The organism is Nocardia sp. NPDC047654 (assembly GCF_043205035.1).
Taxonomy (GTDB): domain Bacteria; phylum Actinomycetota; class Actinomycetes; order Mycobacteriales; family Mycobacteriaceae; genus Nocardia.
In genome coordinates this window covers 144,639-162,005 of record NZ_JBIDDF010000008.1, presented here as the reverse complement: position 1 = coordinate 162,005, position 17,367 = coordinate 144,639, and the positions used below count along the sequence as shown (strand labels likewise).

Genomic DNA, 17,367 nt, shown 5'->3' with positions numbered 1-17,367 from the left:
ACGATTTTTCGGTCGGCGTGGGAGGAATTTGTCCCAGGCACGGCCACACCGCCGGGCATACCGTGGAGAGATGACCGAGAGAGCGCCCCACCTTCGCGAGCTGGGTGGATTCCTGAAAGCACGGCGTGCCGAGCTCAGTCCCGAGGACGTGGGCTTGAGCGTGCACAGCGCCGTCGCGCGCCGGGTGGCAGGTTTGCGCCGCGAGGAGGTGGCGGACCTGGCCGCGATCAGCCACGACTACTACACCAGGATCGAGCAGGGCCGTCTCGCACCGTCGGAGCCGGTTCTGGATGCCCTGGTACGGGTCCTACGCCTGGACGACGCCCAGCGCGATTACGCCGAGAACCTGGTCCGGCGCTCCGATCGCCGCCCGGCCAAGCGAGGCCAGAAATCCGTGCGCCCCCAGCTGCAGCGTCTGCTCGACCAGCTCACCGAGACACCGGCCCTGGTGTTCGGGCGCTATCTCGACATCCTCGCCTGGAACCACCTCGCGGCAGTTCTGATCACCGACTTCGGTCAGATGACACCCCGGCAGCGCAACTATGTGCGGATGGTCTTCACCGATCCGGCGATGCGCACGCTGTACGACGACTGGGAAAGCGTCGCGCGCACGTGCGTCGCCATCCTCCGTATGGACGCCGCGGCCAATCCGACCGACCCCCAGCTCACCGCGCTCGTCGGCGAACTGTCCATCGCCGACGAACAGTTCCGCCAGTGGTGGGCGGCACGGAACGTGGCCCGGCAGGAGTTCGGCTCCAAGACGCTCCATCACCCGGATGTCGGCGAGATGACCCTGAATTGGGACACTTTCAGCTCGTCGGGCGATTCGGAACAGCAGCTGGTCCTCTGGTCGGCCGAGCCGGGCACGACCTCCCACGAGAAGCTGCGCATTCTCACCTCGTGGTCGGCACCGGTCCCCGAACGGGACGCGGCGGACCACCCGAACTGATCCCCGCGGACGAACCGGGCCTGTTCTCCGGTCACAACACCTCTCGCCAGTGGTTAATATATTATGCGTAAATATCCTGCGGACGTCGGCCGCACCGACCCGCTATCTGAGGCCCCCTCGGAGCAAGGAGTGTCGGCGCCCGTCCGTACCACCGTCCACGAACTCCTCGACTACTTCGGACGATGCGGCACGTGCGGCTACCCAGCCTCGGCATCGAGAGTGGTCCAGCACTTCCCCGACGGCTCGATCCAGCACGATGTCGTGGCCACCTGCGGCCTACCCTGCGGCTGGCGCGCCCCCGTCCCGATGCGCGGAATGACCGGCCCCACGCGAGCCGATAGTGGCGCAAGCACTCCGGCCTTGCCGAAGTAACATATATTATATTTGCAGCTGCGGAAGGAGCGGTCCGCCGCGGACGAAGGAGTAGTGCGATGCAGATTCCAGGCCTGGTCGACGTTTCCCCGGTGGTGCACGGGTGAGCGGGCAGCCGCTGGCGGGCCTGCGCGTGGTCGAGTTCGCCAGTTTCGTGGCGGGACCGTCGGCGGGTATGACCCTCGCCCAGCTCGGCGCGCAGGTCATCCGGGTCGACCCGCTCGGCGGCGGACCCGACTACCGCCGGTGGCCGGTCGCTCAGCGCAACGGCGAAAGCCTGTACTGGAATTCGCTCAACCGGGGCAAGCAGTCGATCGCGGTGGACGTGCGCAGCGAGCAGGGCCGGGAACTGGTGCTGGCGCTGGCGACCGCGCCCGGCAAGGACGCGGGGATCGTCGTCGACAACGCGGTCGGGCGGCCGTGGTTCTCCTACGAGGCGCTCGCGGACCGCCGCGCCGATGTGATCAAGGTGCACATCGGCGGTCGGGCCGGTGGCGGTCCCGCGGTGGACTACACCGTCAACACCGAGGTCGGCGTCACCGATCTCACCGGGCCCGCCGATTCGCGTACCCCGGTGAATCATGTGCTGCCCGCGTGGGATCTGGTCGCGGGTATGACCGCGACCACCGCCCTGCTCGCGGCCCTACACCGTCGGGAACGGTCCGGCGCGGGCGCGCATCTGCAGATCGCGCTGGCCGATGTCGCCTTGGCCGGTGTCGCGAATCTGGGGTGGCTCAGCGAGGTTCGGGAACGCGGTGACCGCCCGCGCCACGGCAACTACATGTACGGCTCGTTCGGCGCCGACTTCGTCACCGCCGACGAGGGGCGCGTCATGGTGGTCGCGCTCACGCCGCGTCAGTGGCAGGCGTTGTGCACGGCGACCGGCACGGCGAAGGTGATCGCCTCGCTCGAACAGACCCTCGGTGTGGACTTCGCCGACGAGGCGCACCGGTACATCCATCGCGAGACCATCGCCGCGGTGATGCGTCCCTGGTTCGCCGGCCTGTCCCTCGACGCGGTGGGCGCGGCGCTCACCGAGGCGGGCGTGCTGTGGAGCCGCTACCGCCAGATGAGTGAGGTGGTGGCCGATTTCGAGGCGGGCGTGGGCAGCCGTGTGCTGACCGAACTCGACCAGCCCGGTATCGGACCCGTCATCTCGGCGCACAGCCCGATCCGCGAGGACAGCGAGTACGGACCGGTGCGCCCGGCCGCCGCCCTAGGCGCCGATACCGAACAAGTCCTCGCCGAAGTCCTCGGTCTCAGCGACAGCGAACTCGGGGAGTTGCGTTCCGCAGGCGTCCTCGGGACCGCCGAACTGCCCTGACTTACGTAGAACAGCAATCGGGCCGGTACGCGAAGACGACAGTGTCTTCGCGTACCGGCCCGAGTCGTGTGGGCCGGCGACGCCGACCCGAACCGACCCCCGCGTTCCCGCCGCCCCCACATCGGCGCGAAGCGGAGAACTATTCGCTACTCCAGGTCACGACCTCGTCCAACGGCGCGCGCGTGGTGCGATAACTGTTGGCGGGATGATCGACGTCCGGGTAGCCGAACGAGATGCCCACCAGGATCTTTCGGTCCTCGGGGAGGTCGAAGTACTCCCGGACGAAGGCCGAGCGGCCGGCCAGCGCGGCCTGCGGAATCGTGGCGATACCCAGGCTCGTCGCGGCGAGCAGAAAGGTGCCGAGGTAGAGTCCGCAGTCGACGGCCCCGTACACACCCTGGTCGGCAGCCGTGGTGACGATCGCGACGTGCGGGGCCCCGAAGAGCCGGAAGTTCTCGAACGCCTGCCGGGCCGATGCCGCCCGATCGCCGCGTTCGACGCCCACCGCCTCGTACAGTTGCCAGCCGGTCGCGCGACGGCGCTCGCGGTACACGCCGCGATACTCGGCCGGTGGCGGGAAATCGAACTCGTCGCCGAGCTCACCGCCTCGGGCCGCGGCGTACCCGGCCAGGGCGGTGCGGAAGCGCTCGGTGCCCTGGCCGGTCGTGACGATCACCTGCCACGGCTGGGTATTGCACCAGGACGCGGACCGCTGCGCGAGGCCGAGCAGACGCTCGATCACCGGTCGAGGCACCTCGCGCGATTCGAACGCGCGGCAGCTCCACCGGCCGGTGAGAAGGTCGGCCAATGCCGCCGATGTGCCTTCTTCCCCAGCGTGTTCCGTTGCGCGCAGCCCGGCCACGGTCAGCCGTCCACCGAGAGCACGCCCGCGGCCACGAGTTCGTCGACCTTCTCGGCCGGGTACACCTCACCGGCGACAGCGCGGGTGTCCGCACCCACTCGCGGAGCGACACCGGGGCGCTCGGGCCGCTCGCCGGCGAAGCGCCACGGCGGGCGCAGCAGCGCGAGCCCGTCGTCCTGGGGCTCGATCATGCGCAGCCATCCGACCTGTTCGTGCTCGACGTATCCGGTCATCGACAGCACCGGCGCGAAGGGCACGTCCTCGGCGGTGAGCCGCTTCTCCCACTCCGCGAACGAGCGCTGTTCGAATTCGGCCTCGACGATCTCGGCCAGCTCGAAATAGTTCGCCTCACGGGGCCGGTATTCCGCGAAGCGCGGGTCGACGGCGAGGTCGCCGCGGTCCATCGCCCGGCACAGCGCCTGCCAGAACTTCTGCGATGAAGACAAGTGCACGGCGATGCACTCCCCCGAGGCGGTCGGTGCACAGAAGTTCTGCGCCTGCGGATGCCTGCTACGCCGGCTCGGGTCGGCACCGAGTTCGAAGGCCTGGGTGATCCCGTCGGTGACAAGCACGCTGACCGCTTCCATGATGGAGGTCTCCACGTGCTGGGGTTCACCGGTGCGGTACCGGCCGACCAGCGCGGCGAGCACGCCCGCGGCGGTGCTCAGGCCGGTGACCAGGTCGGCGCTCAGGCCGCCGGCGAGCTGGGGATGGCCCTCGTCGCCGAGCAGGGAGTACAGGCCACCGAACGCTTGCCCGATCGTGTCGTAGGCCGGCCGGCCGGCCAGCGGGCCGCCCGCGCCGAAGCCCGTCACCGAGCCGTAGACGATGTCGGGGCGTAGTTCGCGGCAGACCTCGGGGCCCAGGCCCATCGCGGCCACCTTGCCGGGGCGCATGTTCTCGAGCACCACGTCGAAGCGCGGGATCAGCGCCTTCACCAGGGCGATGCCCTCGGGCTGCTTGAGGTCGACGGCCAGGCTGCGCTTGCCGGTGTTGTACTGACGGAAGTACGGGCTGGCGTCGTTCTGGTGACGGCGGAAGTCCTCGCCCACGATGGGGCGCTCCACCTTCACGACTTCGGCACCGAGGGCGCACAACATCGAGGTGGCGAACGGGAGCGAGATGTAGCCCCCGATCTCCAGGATCCGAATTCCGTCGAGCGGCCTGTGCTCCATAGCCTGTCTCCCTCTCATCACGTGCTCATATTATATATTATCTTCCATCGCGGTGCCATGGGTCACATCCGGCGAAGGTCGATCGGCGCACGACAGCAGCCGACAGAATAGGCGCAGTGGCGGCGAGCACAGCAGCTCTCGCCTGTGCGCTAAGTTATATCATATACTTTACATGAGCCGGGTCACATGGACCGCGAAGGCGCTGCGCGCGAAAACTACCGCTGACCAGGGAATTCCCACCCGGACACAATCGCCGACGAGGACGATAGGTCTACCCATGAGTGTTCAGGCAGAGTTGTGGCAGGGGCAGTTCGACAAGCTGTTCATCGGCGGCGGGTGGGTGAATCCGGCAACGCAGCGCACGTTCGAGGTCGTCTCCCCCGCCACCGAACAACCCCTCGCCCGCGTCGCCGAGGGCAGCGAGGCCGATATCGACGCCGCTGTCGCCGCCGCTCGCGCCGCCTTCGACCGTGGCCCGTGGCGCCGGATGGAGCTCGCGGAACGGATCGCGGTGCTCACCCGCGTGAGCGAGATCCTCGCGGACCGGCAGGACGAGATCGCGCGGCTGATCAGCGCCGAGATGGGGTGTCCGATCACGCTGTCGACACGAATGCAGTCGATGGGCACCCGCATGTTGCTCGACGCCTTCCTCGAACTCGCCCCGCGATACCAGTGGTCCGATATCCGCCGCTCGGTCACCGGCAACGCACTCGTCACCCGCGAGCCCGTCGGGGTCGTGGCCGCGGTGGTGCCGTGGAACGCGCCGCTGCAGATCGCCATCATCAAACTGGCGCCCGCGCTGCTGGCCGGGTGCGCCGCCGTGCTCAAGCCCTCGCCGGAGACCGCGATGTCGGCGTATCTGCTCGCCGAGATCTTCGAGCAGGCCGGTCTGCCCGACGGCGTGGTGAACATCGTCGTCGCGGGGCGCGAGGTCAGTGAACACCTGGTCCGCCATCCCGGCGTCGACAAGGTCTCGTTCACCGGCTCGACGGCCGCGGGCCGCCGGATCGCCGCCATCTGCGGGCAGGACCTGCGCCGGGTCACCCTCGAACTCGGCGGGAAGTCGGCCGCGGTGTTGCTCGACGACGCCGACCTCGATGCCGTGGTGCCGGTGATCCGGGCGCTGTCGCTGCGCAACACCGGTCAGGTGTGCAGCAACAAGACCCGCATCGTGGTGGCCCGTTCGCTGCGCGACGAGCTCTACGACCGGTTGCGCGACATGGTGGGATCGATGCCGGTCGGTGACCCGTTCGATTCGGCGACCGAGGTCGGTCCGCTGGTGACCAGCGCGCAGCGCGAGCGAGTGGAGGGCTACATCGCGCAGGCCCGGTCCGAGGGCACCCAGGTGCTCGTCGGCGGTGGCAGGCCCGAGGGCCTGGACCGCGGCTGGTACGTCGAGCCGACGATCTTCGCCGACGTCGACCCCGACGCGCGGATCGCGCAGGAGGAGGTGTTCGGTCCGGTACTGACCGTGCACACCTTCGACACCGAAGCCGAGGCGATCGATATCGCCAACAACTCCGACTACGGCCTCAACGGTTCGGTGTTCGCCGCCGATCCCGCGCACGCGCTAGCCGTGGCTCGCCACATCCGCACCGGCACCGTCGAACTCAACGGCGCCCCCGCCGGTTTCTTCGCTCCGCTCGGCGGCTTCAAGAACAGTGGCATCGGCCGCGAAGCCGGGCTCGAGGGCTTCGACGCCTACATCGAATGCAAGTCCTACGGCCTGCCGCAGCCCCTGCTCGACACATTGGCCTGACCCCCACTTCCGAAAGGTTCTCCATGCCTTCCTTTCCCCCCTTGGAAGCCGCCGTCGCGCGGCTGGTCACCGACCTCGAGTACGACTCGATCCCGACCGAGGCGCTGGCCGGCGCCCGTCGGTTGATGCAAGACCAGCTGGCCGTGCAGATCGGCTGCGCGTCGCTGCCGTGGAGCCGGGCGGTGCTCGAGCTGACCCGGGCCTCGCACGCCCCCGGTTCCGCCCATGTCACCGCGTCAGGTGACGAAATGAGTGCCGCCGACGCCGCTTTCGTCAATGCGACCTACGGGCACGGTTTCGAGTACGACGACGCCCACCGCTCCAGCTCCAGCCACCCCGGCAGCGCGGTGGTCTCGGCGGCCATCGCCGTCGGCGAGGAGCTCGGTGCCTCGATGGCGCAGGTTATCACCGGCATCGTCGCGGGGTACGAGGTCTACACCAGGATCGGCGTCCTGGCCGCGCCGCAGTTGCTCGAGCGCGGTTTCCATCCGCATGGTGTGTTGTCGGCGTTCGGCGCCGCAGCCGTGGTCGCGAAGATGCGCGGGTTCGACGCCGAGCGCACCGTGCACGCGCTGTCGATCGCGATGAGCCACAGCTCGGGCACCACCGAGTACACATCCACGGGCGGCTCGGTGAAACGGCTGCATTCGGGGATCGGTACCCGCAACGGTATTCGCGCCGCGGCGATGGCGGCGGCCGGCATCACCGGCCCGACCACGTTCCTCAGCGGCGGCAAGGGCTTCTACCGCACCTTCGTCGGCCGCCCCGTCGCCGAGGAGGACGCCGCCGAATTGTTCTCTCCGACCGCCTCTTTCGAGATCACCCGCGTATGGATCAAGCCGTACTGCTGCTGCGGTATCAACCACGCCTATATCGACGGCGCCCGGCAGCTGACCACGCGTGCGGCCGAGGTCGAGTCCATTCGGCTCGGTATCCAGTCCGGCGGTGACGTGATCATCGGCAATCAGAACGCCCACGCCTACGCACCGCAGATCATCGAGCACTTGCAGTACAGCCTGCCGTTCCAGTTCGCGTTGGCGATCCTTGGCCGCGGCAACGGTTTCCGCGCCCACCACGACTACATGGCCGGGCGCCTGGACCTCAGCGAGGGCAGCGAGGTCGCCGAGATGGCGCGCCGGGTGAAGATCGAGGTCGACACCGAGCTCGACGCCGAATACCCGGGGCGCTGGATCGCCGACATCACGGTCACCTACCGCGACGGCTCCACCGAGCACGTCTTCGTCGACAACCCACGTGGCACCGCGGAGAACCAGATGACGCAGGCGGACCTGGATGCCAAGTTCCGTGACCTCACCGTCGCCGATCTGGGCGCCGAACGCAGCAAGGCTCTGCTGACGGCGATCAACGACGGCGACCCCGCCACCCCGGTCACGGAGTTCGCCGCGCTCCTGCGCGCCTGATCGGATCGAAAGCCTGGTCGGGCCTGGTATTCAAGGTACGACCAGGCTTTCCGGTGTTCAGGGCAGCAGGTAGAGACGTTCGTTCTCATCGCTCCGGAATGACTGCGCCCCGGCGAGCCTGTTCGGTTCGCCGGGGCACAATCGGTACCTGAACGGTGATCAGGCGGTCTCGAAGGTGGCAGCCATACCTTGACCGCCACCGATGCACATCGTGGCAAGACCTCGGCCGCCGCCACGGCGGCGCAGTTCGTGCAACAGGGTGGTGACCATGCGCACGCCCGTGGCGCCGATGGGGTGGCCGAGCGAGATGCCGGACCCGTTGACATTGAGCCGGTCGTGATCGCGCCAGCCCCAGCCTTCCAGGACCGCCAGGACCTGGACCGCGAACGCCTCGTTGACCTCGACGAGATCCATCGAATCGAGCAGCGAGACGGTATCGGTGCCCTGGCGCGCGGCGAGTTTCGCGACTGCGGGAACCGGGCCGATACCCATCCGGGAGGGTTCGCAGCCCGCGGCCGCCCAGCCGGTCAGGTAGCCGATCGGTTCGAGGCCGAGCGCGTCGAGTTGGTCCTCGGCGACGATGAGGAGCCCCGCGGCGGCGTCGTTCTGCTGGCTCGAGTTGCCCGCGGTGACGGTGCCGTCGGGCATGATCGTGCGCAGCTTCGACAGGGTCTGAGGCGTGGATTCCGGGCGGATCCCCTCGTCGGCGGCGAAGACCACCGGATCGCCCTTGCGCTGCGGTACGGTCACCGGAACCACCTCGTCGGCGAAGCGCCCTTCCGCCCAGGCGGCGGCCGCCTTCTGGTGGCTGCGCGCGGCGAAGGAGTCGGCCTCCTCCCGCATCAGACCGTAGTCCCGCGCAAGGTTTTCGGCGGTCTCGATCATCCCGGAGATCTTGCCGAACCTGGCCACCGGCTGGGAGCGTTCGCGGCCGCGATCGAGCCGGTCGAACAGCTGCACAGTGCCCGCGCGGGCACCCCAGCGAGTACTGGTCGAGTAGTACTCGATGCGGCTCATCGACTCGACCCCGCCGGCCAGCACCACATCGGCGGCACCGGTCTGCACCATCATCGCCGAGGTGGCCAGGGCCTGCAGACCACCGCCGCAGCGCCGGTCGAGCTGCATGCCGGGCACGGAGATCGGCAGTCCGGCGTGCAGGGCCAGCCAGCGACCGACGCACGGCACCTCGGAGTTGGCGTAGGACTGGGCGAACACGACATCATCGATTCGTTCGGGGTCGATCCCGGAGCGCTCGATCACCGCGTTCACCACGGTGGCGCCCAGGTCCTCGACCGGCACGTCACGCAGGGAACCGCCGAAGGTGCCGACGGGGGTGCGGGTGGGTGCGACGATCGCCGCCCGGCGCAGTGTTGACATTCGCTGACTCCGATCAGATCGCGTTGCGCGCGATGAGCTGTGCGGCAATGACATTGCGCTGGATCTCGTTGGTGCCCTCACCGACGATCATCAGCGGCGCGTCACGGAAGTAGCGCTCCACGTCGTATTCCTTGGAGTAGCCATAGCCACCGTGCACGCGGATCGCGTCGAGCGCGATCTGCATCGCGGTCTCGGAGGCGAACAGCTTGGCCATGCCCGCCTCCATGTCGGCGCGCTCCCCCGCGTCCAACTTCTGGGCGGCGTCGAGGGTCAGCAGGCGGGCGGCGCGCTGCTTGGTCGCCATGTCGGCCAGCAGGTTACCGACGGATTGGTGCTTCCAGATCGGCTTGCCGAAGGACTCGCGTTCCTGCGCGTAGCGCACGGCGGCGTCGAGTGCGGCCTGGCCGACACCGAGCGCACGCGAGGCGACCTGGATGCGCCCGACCTCGAGGCCGCGCATCATGTGGCTCCACCCCAGATTCGGCACGCCGCCCAGGATGGCGTCGTCGCCGACCTTGCGGCCGTCGAAGACCAGCTCGCAGGCCTCCACACCTCGGTAGCCGAGCTTGGGCAGCTTCTTGGAGATGACCATCCCGTCACCGGGTTCGACCAGGATCACGCTCATGCCCTTGTGGGCGGGCTTGGCCTCACGGTCGGTGATACACAGCAGACCGATCAGACCCGAGTGCGCGGCGTTGGAGATCCAGGTCTTGGAACCGCTGATGGACCACTGGTCGCCGTCACGCACGGCGACGGTTCGCATGGCCTGCAGGTCGCTGCCGCCGGCGGGCTCGGTGAGTGCCATCGTGGCCCGGATCGCGCCCTCGGCCATCTTCGGCAGGTACTTCGACTTCTGCTCGGGCGTGCCGAAGGTCTTGATCAGGTAGGTGATCACCGAGTGGCCGCCGATGGCGCCCGCCAAGCTCATCCAGCCGCGCGCGAGTTGTTCGGTGACCCCGGCGAAACAGGCGGTACTCACGTCGACACCACCGAATTCGGCGGGCGCGAGCAGACCGAAGAAGCCGAGCTTCTTCATCTCCTCGATGAACTCCTCGGGGTAGATGTCGTCTTCCTCGAACTCGCGCACGCGGTTCTTGACCCGCTGATCGACGAAGTCGGCGACCAGATCGACCATCTGCTGCTCATCCGCTGTGAGGCTCATGCCTACCCTTCCCTAGTTCACGCATAAAATATTATATCATTTCCAGAAGCCGCGGGATTCCAGCATGTGCACCGCCCGCGCACCACCGTGCAGGAAGTGCTCCTCGGTGACGGCGCGAGCCGTGGCCACATCCCGGGCCAGCAGGGCCGCCAGGATCTCGCGGTGATCGCGGTCGGCGGTCTCGGACCAGTCGTCATGAGTCTCGTAGAAACCGTGCGGGCCCGCGCTGCCGAGCACTTTGAGTTCGGTGAGCAGACGCCGGGACCCGCTCGCGCGGTTGATTATTCGATGGAAGTCGAAGTTCAGCGTTTCACGGTCACGGCTCGCCGCCGTGGTCATCCGGTCCAGGATCCGGCCGAGCGTGTCGAGCGAGGACGCCGGGATCCGGGTGGCCGCGCGGGCGGCGGCCAGCCCCGAGACCACGCCCAGCAACCAATAGTGATCGCGCACATCGTCGCGCGTCATCGGGGCGACGAACGCCCCACGCCGGGGCGGCATGTCGACGATGCTCTCCAGTTCGAGGGCGATCAGCGCCTCGCGCACCGGCAGCTTGCTGATTCCCAGCGAATCCGCGATCTCGTCCTGGTCGATCTTGTCGCCGGGACGCAGCTCACCCGCGAATATCCGCCGCCGAATCTCCTGCACGGCGGTGGCTTTCAGGCTGGTCGGCGGAGTGACACGCGGCAGGTCCATCAGGCCTCGCTCGGCTGGGCGCCCCGTGGCGCGAATTCGGCCCGGATGGCGTCGGTGTGGGCGCCGAGCGCGGGCACCGAACCGTTGGTCACCGGCCAGTCCCGTGCCGTCCCCGGCGGCAGCAAGGCCGGTACGGGTCCGGAGGGAGTCCCGATCTCGCGCCACCGGCCGCGTTCCCGCAGCTGGGGATGCTCGGCGAGCTCGCGCACACCGTTGAGCCGCGCGTTGCCGATACCCGCCTTGTCGGCGGCGTCCTGGATCTCGACGAGAGTTCTCGTACGGCACCACTGTTCGACAATCGCGTCGACCTCACCGCGGCGCGCGACCCGGTCGTCATTGTGCAGGTAGCGCGGATCCTCGGCCAGGTCGGGGCAGCCCATGAGCGCGGTCATCCGCCGCCACTCCCGGTCGCTGGTAGTGCCGAGGACCGCCGTCTGCCCGTCGGAGGTCGGATACGCGCCGTACGGGGCGATCATCGGCGAACCCATACCGACCGGCACCGGCTCCGTGCCCGCGTGCAGCACCTGGTTGAGCGCGAAGCCCATCATCTCCGACACCACATCGAGCATCGCGACCGGCACGACCGCGCCGCGTCCCGTGCGCTCACGGTCGTAGAGCGCGGCCAGGACCGCCGAGTACGAGTACAGCGCGGTGCCGATGTCGGCCACCGGGACACCGGGCTTGGCCGGATGTCCGGGAATACCGGTGATCGCGCACGAACCCGCCTCGGCCTGGATCAGCAGGTCGTAGGCGCGTTTGTGGTCGAGCGGACCGCCACGGCCGTAGCCGGAGATGTCGACGATGATCAGCCGGGGAAACCGGCGCGTCAACTCGTCGACACCCAGACCGAGCCGGTCCAGCGCCCCAGGGCCGAGATTGCTGACCAGCACATCGGCCTCGGTCAGCATCCCTTCGAGGACCGCCAGGTCATCGGCGGCGCGCAGGTCGAGCGCCGCCGATTCCTTGCCGTGGTTGAGCCAGGTGAAGTGCGCCGACAGGCCACCGACCACCGTGTCGTAATGCCTGGTGGAGTCGCCGTATCCGGGCTGCTCGACCTTGATCACCCGCGCGCCGAGGTCGGCGAGGTGGCGGGTGCACAGCGGGGCGGCGATGGCCTGTTCGAGGCCGATCACCGTCACCCCGGCCAGCGGAGCACGCTTGGGTTCGGTGCTCATGAGAACTCGGGCTCCCGCTTCTCGCGGTGTGAGCCGACGCCCTCGACGACATCGGGGCCACCGAAGTGATAGAACTCGAGGCCCAGTGAGGCGTCGAAGATCGGCATGGCCTGCCGGTACCAGCCGTTGAGCGCCATCTTGGTGCCCTGGATGCCGGCCCGCGAGCCGGCGGCCAGCTTCTGCGCGATCTCCATGGCACGGTCCTGGACCTGGTCGTCGTCGACGCACAGCGACACCATGCCGATGCGCTCGGCCTCCTCGCCGGTGAGCACCTCGTTGGTCAGCAAATGGTATTTGGCCTTGGCCATCGAGGTGAGCAGCGGCCAGCAGATCGCGGCGTGATCGCCCGCCGCCACGCCGAGGCGCACGTGTCCGTCGACGATCTTGGCGCGCCGGCCCGCCACCGAGATGTCGGCGAGCAGCGCCGCCACCAGACCCGCGCCGGCGGCGGGGCCGTTGATCGCGGAGATGATCGGCTGGGGCACCTCGATGATGTTGCGCACCAGGTCGCGCGCCTCCCGCATCACCCTGGTCCGGGAGGTGTAGTCACCGATCATGGCCTCGACCAGATCGAAGCTCCCCCCGGCGGAGAAGGCCCGCTCCCCCGCGCCGCGGATGACGACTGCTCGCACCGATTCGTCGAGAGCGATCACCGGCCAGATGTCGGCGAGGTGCCGATGTGCCTCGGCGCCGACCGAATTCAGGTTCGGTCCGTCGAGCACGATCCGCAGCACGCCGTCGGCTGGGCGGTCGATCGTCAAGGACGAGAACTCCTCGTAACCGGGCACTTGTTGTCCTTTCATTCGCTGATCGACACCGCGTCGGCGCCGGTGGGGGTGGCGGTCGCCCACCGCGCCAGAATGTCGTCCAGGTCGCCGAGACCGGTGGGCGGGCACGACGGGGTGCGGGCCGGCGTCCGGTCGAAGCGCGGCGCGGGCACGGGGTGCAGCACTCCCGAAACACGGTGGAATACTCCGCGTTCCACGTTGTGGGGATCTTCGGCGGCTTCGTCGAAGGTGAGCACCGGGGACACACAGGCATCGGTGCCCTGATATATCTGCCACCACTCGTCGCGGGTCCGCTTCGACACCGCGTCGGCGATGAGTTCGCGCAGTCTCGGCCACTGTTCGCGGTCGTCCTGGCCCGGCCAGCCGGTGGTGTCGACACCGAGCCGGCTCGAGAACTCACGGTAGAAGTCGGGTTCGAGCGCGCCGACCGCCAGGTACCGGCCATCGGCGCACCGGTAGGTGTCGTAGAACGGCGCACCGGAGTCGAGGAAGTTGGTTCCCGGTTCGTCGGAGTACAGCCCGGCGGCGCGCAAGCCTTGCAATTTGGCCGTCAACACGGCGACACCGTCGACCATCGCCGCGTCGATGACCTGACCTCGGCCGGTGCGCGCGGCCTCCACCAGCGCGCAGGCGATGCCGAACGCGCCGATCGCCCCGCCACCGGCGTAGTCACCGAGCAGGTTGATCGGCGGTCGCGGCGCCCCGCCTTCGGAGGCGAGGGCGTGCAGGGCGCCGGACTGGGCGACGTAGTTGATGTCGTGTCCGGCGTCCTTGGCGCGGGGACCGGTCTGGCCGTATCCGGTGAGCCGGACGTAGACCAGGCGGGGGTTGCGCGCGGTGGCCACCTCGGGGCCCAGACCCAGCCGTTCGGTGACACCGGGGCGATAGCCCTCGATGAATACATCGGTTGAATCGACAAGGCGCAGAATAGCTTCGCGCCCTTCTGGGTCCTTCAGATCCACCGCCACCGACCCGACACCGCGGTTGACCACATCGGTCTCCTCGGTCAGGCCGACGGTCTGGCTCAACTCACGCGCCGAGCGGTGCGGTGGCCGCACCACCCGGACGACGTCGGCGCCCATGTCGGCCAGCAGCATCGACACATAGGGCACCGGCCCCATGCCTGCCAGCACGACGACACGCACACCCGCCAGCGGTCCCGTCATCGGTATGTCCCCTTCTAGTAGGAACGCGGTAGGCCGAGCACCTGCTGGGAGATGTAGTTGCGCACCATCTCCTGGGAGAACGGCGCATTACGCAGCAGACGCACCTCCCGCCACAGCCGCTCGATGTGGTACTCCTTCGCATAGGCGTACCCGCCGAGTGTGGAGAACGCACGATCACACGCCTCGAAACCGGCTTCAGCACCGAGGTACTTGGCCGCGGCCGCCTCGGGACCACACGGCAGACCCGCGTCGAACAGTTCCGCGGCACGCATGATCATGCCCTCGGCGGCTTCCAGGCGGATCCACGAATCGGCCAGCGGATGCGCCACAGCCTGGTTCTGACCGATCGGACGATCGAACACCACGCGGTTCTTCGCGTATTCGGCGCCGATCTCGAGCGCGGCGCGACCCAGGCCCACGCCTTCCATGCCGACCACGATGCGTTCGGGGTTCAGGCCGTCGAGCAGGTAGTAGAAACCCTTGTCGACCTCACCGACGAGCCGGTCGTCGGACACCTCGAGGTTGTCGATGAACAGTTCGTTGGTGTCGATCGCGGCACGGCCCAGCTTGTCGATCTCGCGCACGGTGATCTTGGAGCGGTCCATGTCGGCCAGGAACAGCGACATGCCCCACAGTGGCTTGTCCTCACGCCGCGGCGAGGTACGAGCCAGCAGCAGAATCTTGTGCGCGTTCTGGGCGTTGGTGATGAACACCTTCTGCCCGTTGATCACCCAGCCGCCGTCGACCTTGGTCGCCTTGGTCTTGATGCGCGAAGTGTCCACGCCCGCAGTGGGTTCGGTGACGCCGAAGGCCATCAGCATCTCACCGGAGGCCAGCTTGGGCAGGTACTCGCGCTTCATCGCCTCCGAGCCGTACTTCACGACCGGGGCGGGCGGGAAGACATAGAAGTGGATCGCCGAACCACCGCTCATCCCGGCGCCGGAGGCCGAGATCTCGCCGAGCATGACCGCGGCCTCTTTCAGGCCCAGGCCGATGCCGCCGTACTCCTCGGGGATCATCGCGCCCAGCCAGCCGCCCGCGGCGAAGGCTTTCACGAAGTCCCAGGGGTATTCGTGCTTGTTGTCCTTGTCGAGCCAGTAGTTGTTGTCGAACTTGCGCGCGAGCTCGCGCGTGGCCTGTCGGACGACTTCGACGTTGTCGTCGGTCGCTGTAGCGGCAGTCATTGCTACTCCTGTTCGTCGCCCGCGGACACGGGGATCGCTTCGAGTGGGGTGGCTGGGTCGAGGGAGGACATGTCTCCGGTCGGTGCCCCGAGATACCGGGACCGAATGGCCCGGCGCATGATTTTTCCGTTCTTGGTCTTGGGCAGGCTCTCCACGACGACGACCGAGGGGGCGAACGAGCGTCCGGCATTGCCGATCGCGGTGTCCTGCAGGTCTTCCGGTGTCCGGCCGGTGGACCGCAGCACGGCGAACGCGACCGCGCGCTGGCCGCGCAGTTCGTCGGGCACGCCGATCACGGCGACCTCGGCGATCCGGTTGTCGCGCAGCAGCGCCGCCTCGATCTCCGCGGGACCGACCCGGCGACCCGACAGTTTGATGGTGTCGTCGGATCGGCCGTGGATGCGCCACATGCCCTGGTCGTCGATGCTGGCCAGGTCGCCGTGCACCCACACACCGTCCCACTGGTTCCAATAGGTCTCGAGGTAGCGCTCGCGGTCCTGCCAGAAGGCATGGGTCATGCCGGGGAAGGTGTTGCGTACCACCAGTTCCCCGATCTCACCGACGACCGGGGTGCCGTCCTCGCCGAACACCGCGGCGTCGACGCCGGGCAGTGCGCCGGTGAAGGCGGCCGGGGCGGCGGGCAGGAACGGGTACCCGATGAGGATGCCGCCGCCGACCTCGGTGCCGCCGCTGTAGTTGACGATGGGCCGGGTACCGCCGCCGACCTCCTGGAACAGCCACCACCAGGTGGGTTCGTCCCAGGCCTCGCCGGTGGACACGAAGGTGCGCAGGCTCGGCATCGCGTGGGTGACGGCCTCACCCGCCGCCTTCAGCGCACGCGCCGCGGTGGGCGCGATACCGGCGACGGTGACACCGTTGCGTTCGATGATCTCCCACATCCGGTGCGCGGTGGGGTGCGTCGGCAGACCCTCGATCATCACGATCGTCGCGCCCAACTGCAGCGGACCGGTCATCAGCATGGGGCCGACGAGCCAGCCGAGGTCGGTGATCCAGGAGACGACATCGCCCTCGTGCACGTCGAAGCCATAACCGAAGTCGACCGCCGTCTTCACCGCGAAACCACCGTGGGAGTGCACGATGCCCTTGGGGCGACCGGTGGTGCCCGAGGTGTAGACGATGGTCAGCGGGTCGTTGGACTCGGTGTCGGCGGTCGGCACCGGGGCCGGATCGGCGTCGAGCTCGTCGTAGTACACGTCGCGGCCCTCGCGCATCGGCACCTCGGTGCCCAGCTGCCGGATGACCACGACCTTGGCCACGGTGGGCGCCGACTCCAGCGCCGCGTCGGCGGTCGCCTTCAGCTCGACCCGCTTACCGCGCCGCGTCGTCCCGTCGGCGGTCACCAGCAGCACCGCTTCGGAATCCTGCAGGCGGGTGGCGAGCGCGTCCGGTGCGTAGCCGCTGAAGGTGGGCACCGACACGGCCCCGATCATCGCGATCGCGAGGAAGGCCACCGCGGCCTCGGGCACCACCGGCATGAACAGCACCACCCGGTCACCGCGCCGCACACCCAGCTGGGTGAGGTTGGCGGCGAAACGCCGCACCTGCGCGTCGAGTTCGGCGAAGGTCAGCGTGCGCCGCTCGCCCTCGTCGCCCTCGTAGACCACCGCGAGCCGATCGGCGGCGGGGCCTCGCGCGTGCCGGTGCGCGGCCAGCCGCGCGATGTTGACGCCACCGCCGGTGAACCATCGGGGGAACGGTTTGCCGGCCGAGTCGTCGACGACGCGGTCGAACGGGACCGAGAAGTTCACGCCCAGGTCGGTCGTCGCGGCCCGCCAGAACCATTCGGGCTCGGCGATGGCTCGCTCGTTGAGTTCGGCGACCGCCGCGGCGTCGTCACCAAATCCCCAGGAGCGCATCGCCGCGAGCAGTCGGCTGCGCTCACGGATCTGTGCGCCGGGCACCCAGGCCGGCTGCTCGGCAGGCTGAACGTCCACCATGA

The 17,367-nt window shown here is 68.5% G+C and carries 14 protein-coding genes; 4 read left to right on the top strand and 10 right to left on the bottom strand.

Annotated elements, in window-relative coordinates; genetic code table 11:
* The first annotated feature begins 70 nt into the window (after positions 1–70).
* The gene (locus tag ACGF7Y_RS21795; protein ID WP_393236391.1) at positions 71–949 is read left to right on the top strand and encodes a helix-turn-helix transcriptional regulator; all 879 of its coding nucleotides are present in this window, start codon (positions 71–73) and stop codon (positions 947–949) included.
* 475 nt (positions 950–1,424) lie between these two features.
* Complete coding sequence (locus ACGF7Y_RS21790) at positions 1,425–2,645, top strand: CoA transferase (protein WP_393236389.1); 1,221 nt, start codon at positions 1,425–1,427, stop codon at positions 2,643–2,645.
* A 139-nt stretch (positions 2,646–2,784) separates the two neighbouring features.
* Here the strand turns inward: ACGF7Y_RS21790 and ACGF7Y_RS21785 are convergent, their stop codons facing one another.
* Positions 2,785–3,498: a nitroreductase gene (locus tag ACGF7Y_RS21785; RefSeq protein WP_393236487.1), complete on the bottom strand. Its 714-nt coding sequence runs from the start codon at positions 3,496–3,498 to the stop codon at positions 2,785–2,787.
* 11 nt (positions 3,499–3,509) lie between these two features.
* On the bottom strand, positions 3,510–4,682 hold the full coding sequence (locus ACGF7Y_RS21780; RefSeq protein ID WP_393236387.1) for a CaiB/BaiF CoA transferase family protein: 1,173 nt from the start codon (positions 4,680–4,682) through the stop codon (positions 3,510–3,512).
* A gap of 277 nt (positions 4,683–4,959) precedes the next feature.
* On the opposite strand from ACGF7Y_RS21780, the gene ACGF7Y_RS21775 reads away from it, so the two are divergent.
* Together ACGF7Y_RS21775 and ACGF7Y_RS21770 are read left to right on the top strand one after the other, a co-directional pair.
* Positions 4,960–6,441: an aldehyde dehydrogenase gene (locus ACGF7Y_RS21775; RefSeq protein WP_393236385.1), complete on the top strand. Its 1,482-nt coding sequence runs from the start codon at positions 4,960–4,962 to the stop codon at positions 6,439–6,441.
* Between the two features lie 23 nt (positions 6,442–6,464).
* Positions 6,465–7,862: an MmgE/PrpD family protein gene (locus ACGF7Y_RS21770; protein WP_393236384.1), complete on the top strand. Its 1,398-nt coding sequence runs from the start codon at positions 6,465–6,467 to the stop codon at positions 7,860–7,862.
* A gap of 159 nt (positions 7,863–8,021) precedes the next feature.
* On the opposite strand, the gene ACGF7Y_RS21765 is transcribed toward ACGF7Y_RS21770, so the two are convergent.
* The 8 genes from ACGF7Y_RS21765 to ACGF7Y_RS21730 are packed head-to-tail and all read right to left on the bottom strand — an operon-like array spanning position 8,022 to position 17,365.
* Positions 8,022–9,239 (bottom strand): acetyl-CoA C-acetyltransferase, encoded by a 1,218-nt coding sequence (locus ACGF7Y_RS21765; RefSeq protein WP_393236382.1) that lies wholly within the window; start codon positions 9,237–9,239, stop codon positions 8,022–8,024.
* Between the two features lie 13 nt (positions 9,240–9,252).
* The gene (locus ACGF7Y_RS21760) at positions 9,253–10,401 is read right to left on the bottom strand and encodes an acyl-CoA dehydrogenase family protein (RefSeq protein WP_393236380.1); all 1,149 of its coding nucleotides are present in this window, start codon (positions 10,399–10,401) and stop codon (positions 9,253–9,255) included.
* A 36-nt stretch (positions 10,402–10,437) separates the two neighbouring features.
* Entirely contained in the window at positions 10,438–11,094 is a 657-nt protein-coding gene (locus ACGF7Y_RS21755; protein ID WP_393236378.1) for a GntR family transcriptional regulator, read from the bottom strand.
* Complete coding sequence (locus ACGF7Y_RS21750; RefSeq protein WP_393236377.1) at positions 11,094–12,269, bottom strand: CaiB/BaiF CoA transferase family protein; 1,176 nt, start codon at positions 12,267–12,269, stop codon at positions 11,094–11,096. Before ACGF7Y_RS21750 ends, ACGF7Y_RS21755 begins: the two co-directional genes overlap by 1 nt.
* Positions 12,266–13,057 (bottom strand): enoyl-CoA hydratase/isomerase family protein, encoded by a 792-nt coding sequence (locus ACGF7Y_RS21745; protein WP_195152437.1) that lies wholly within the window; start codon positions 13,055–13,057, stop codon positions 12,266–12,268. The genes ACGF7Y_RS21750 and ACGF7Y_RS21745 overlap by 4 nt, the downstream gene beginning before the upstream one ends.
* An 11-nt stretch (positions 13,058–13,068) precedes the next feature.
* On the bottom strand, positions 13,069–14,223 hold the full coding sequence (locus tag ACGF7Y_RS21740; protein ID WP_393236375.1) for a CaiB/BaiF CoA transferase family protein: 1,155 nt from the start codon (positions 14,221–14,223) through the stop codon (positions 13,069–13,071).
* Positions 14,224–14,237: 14 nt separating this feature from the next.
* A complete protein-coding gene (locus tag ACGF7Y_RS21735; protein WP_195152290.1) occupies positions 14,238–15,407 on the bottom strand; it encodes an acyl-CoA dehydrogenase family protein in 1,170 nt (389 codons plus the stop codon).
* Positions 15,408–15,409: 2 nt separating this feature from the next.
* The gene (locus ACGF7Y_RS21730) at positions 15,410–17,365 is read right to left on the bottom strand and encodes an AMP-binding protein (RefSeq protein ID WP_393236373.1); all 1,956 of its coding nucleotides are present in this window, start codon (positions 17,363–17,365) and stop codon (positions 15,410–15,412) included.
* Positions 17,366–17,367 lie beyond the last annotated feature (2 nt).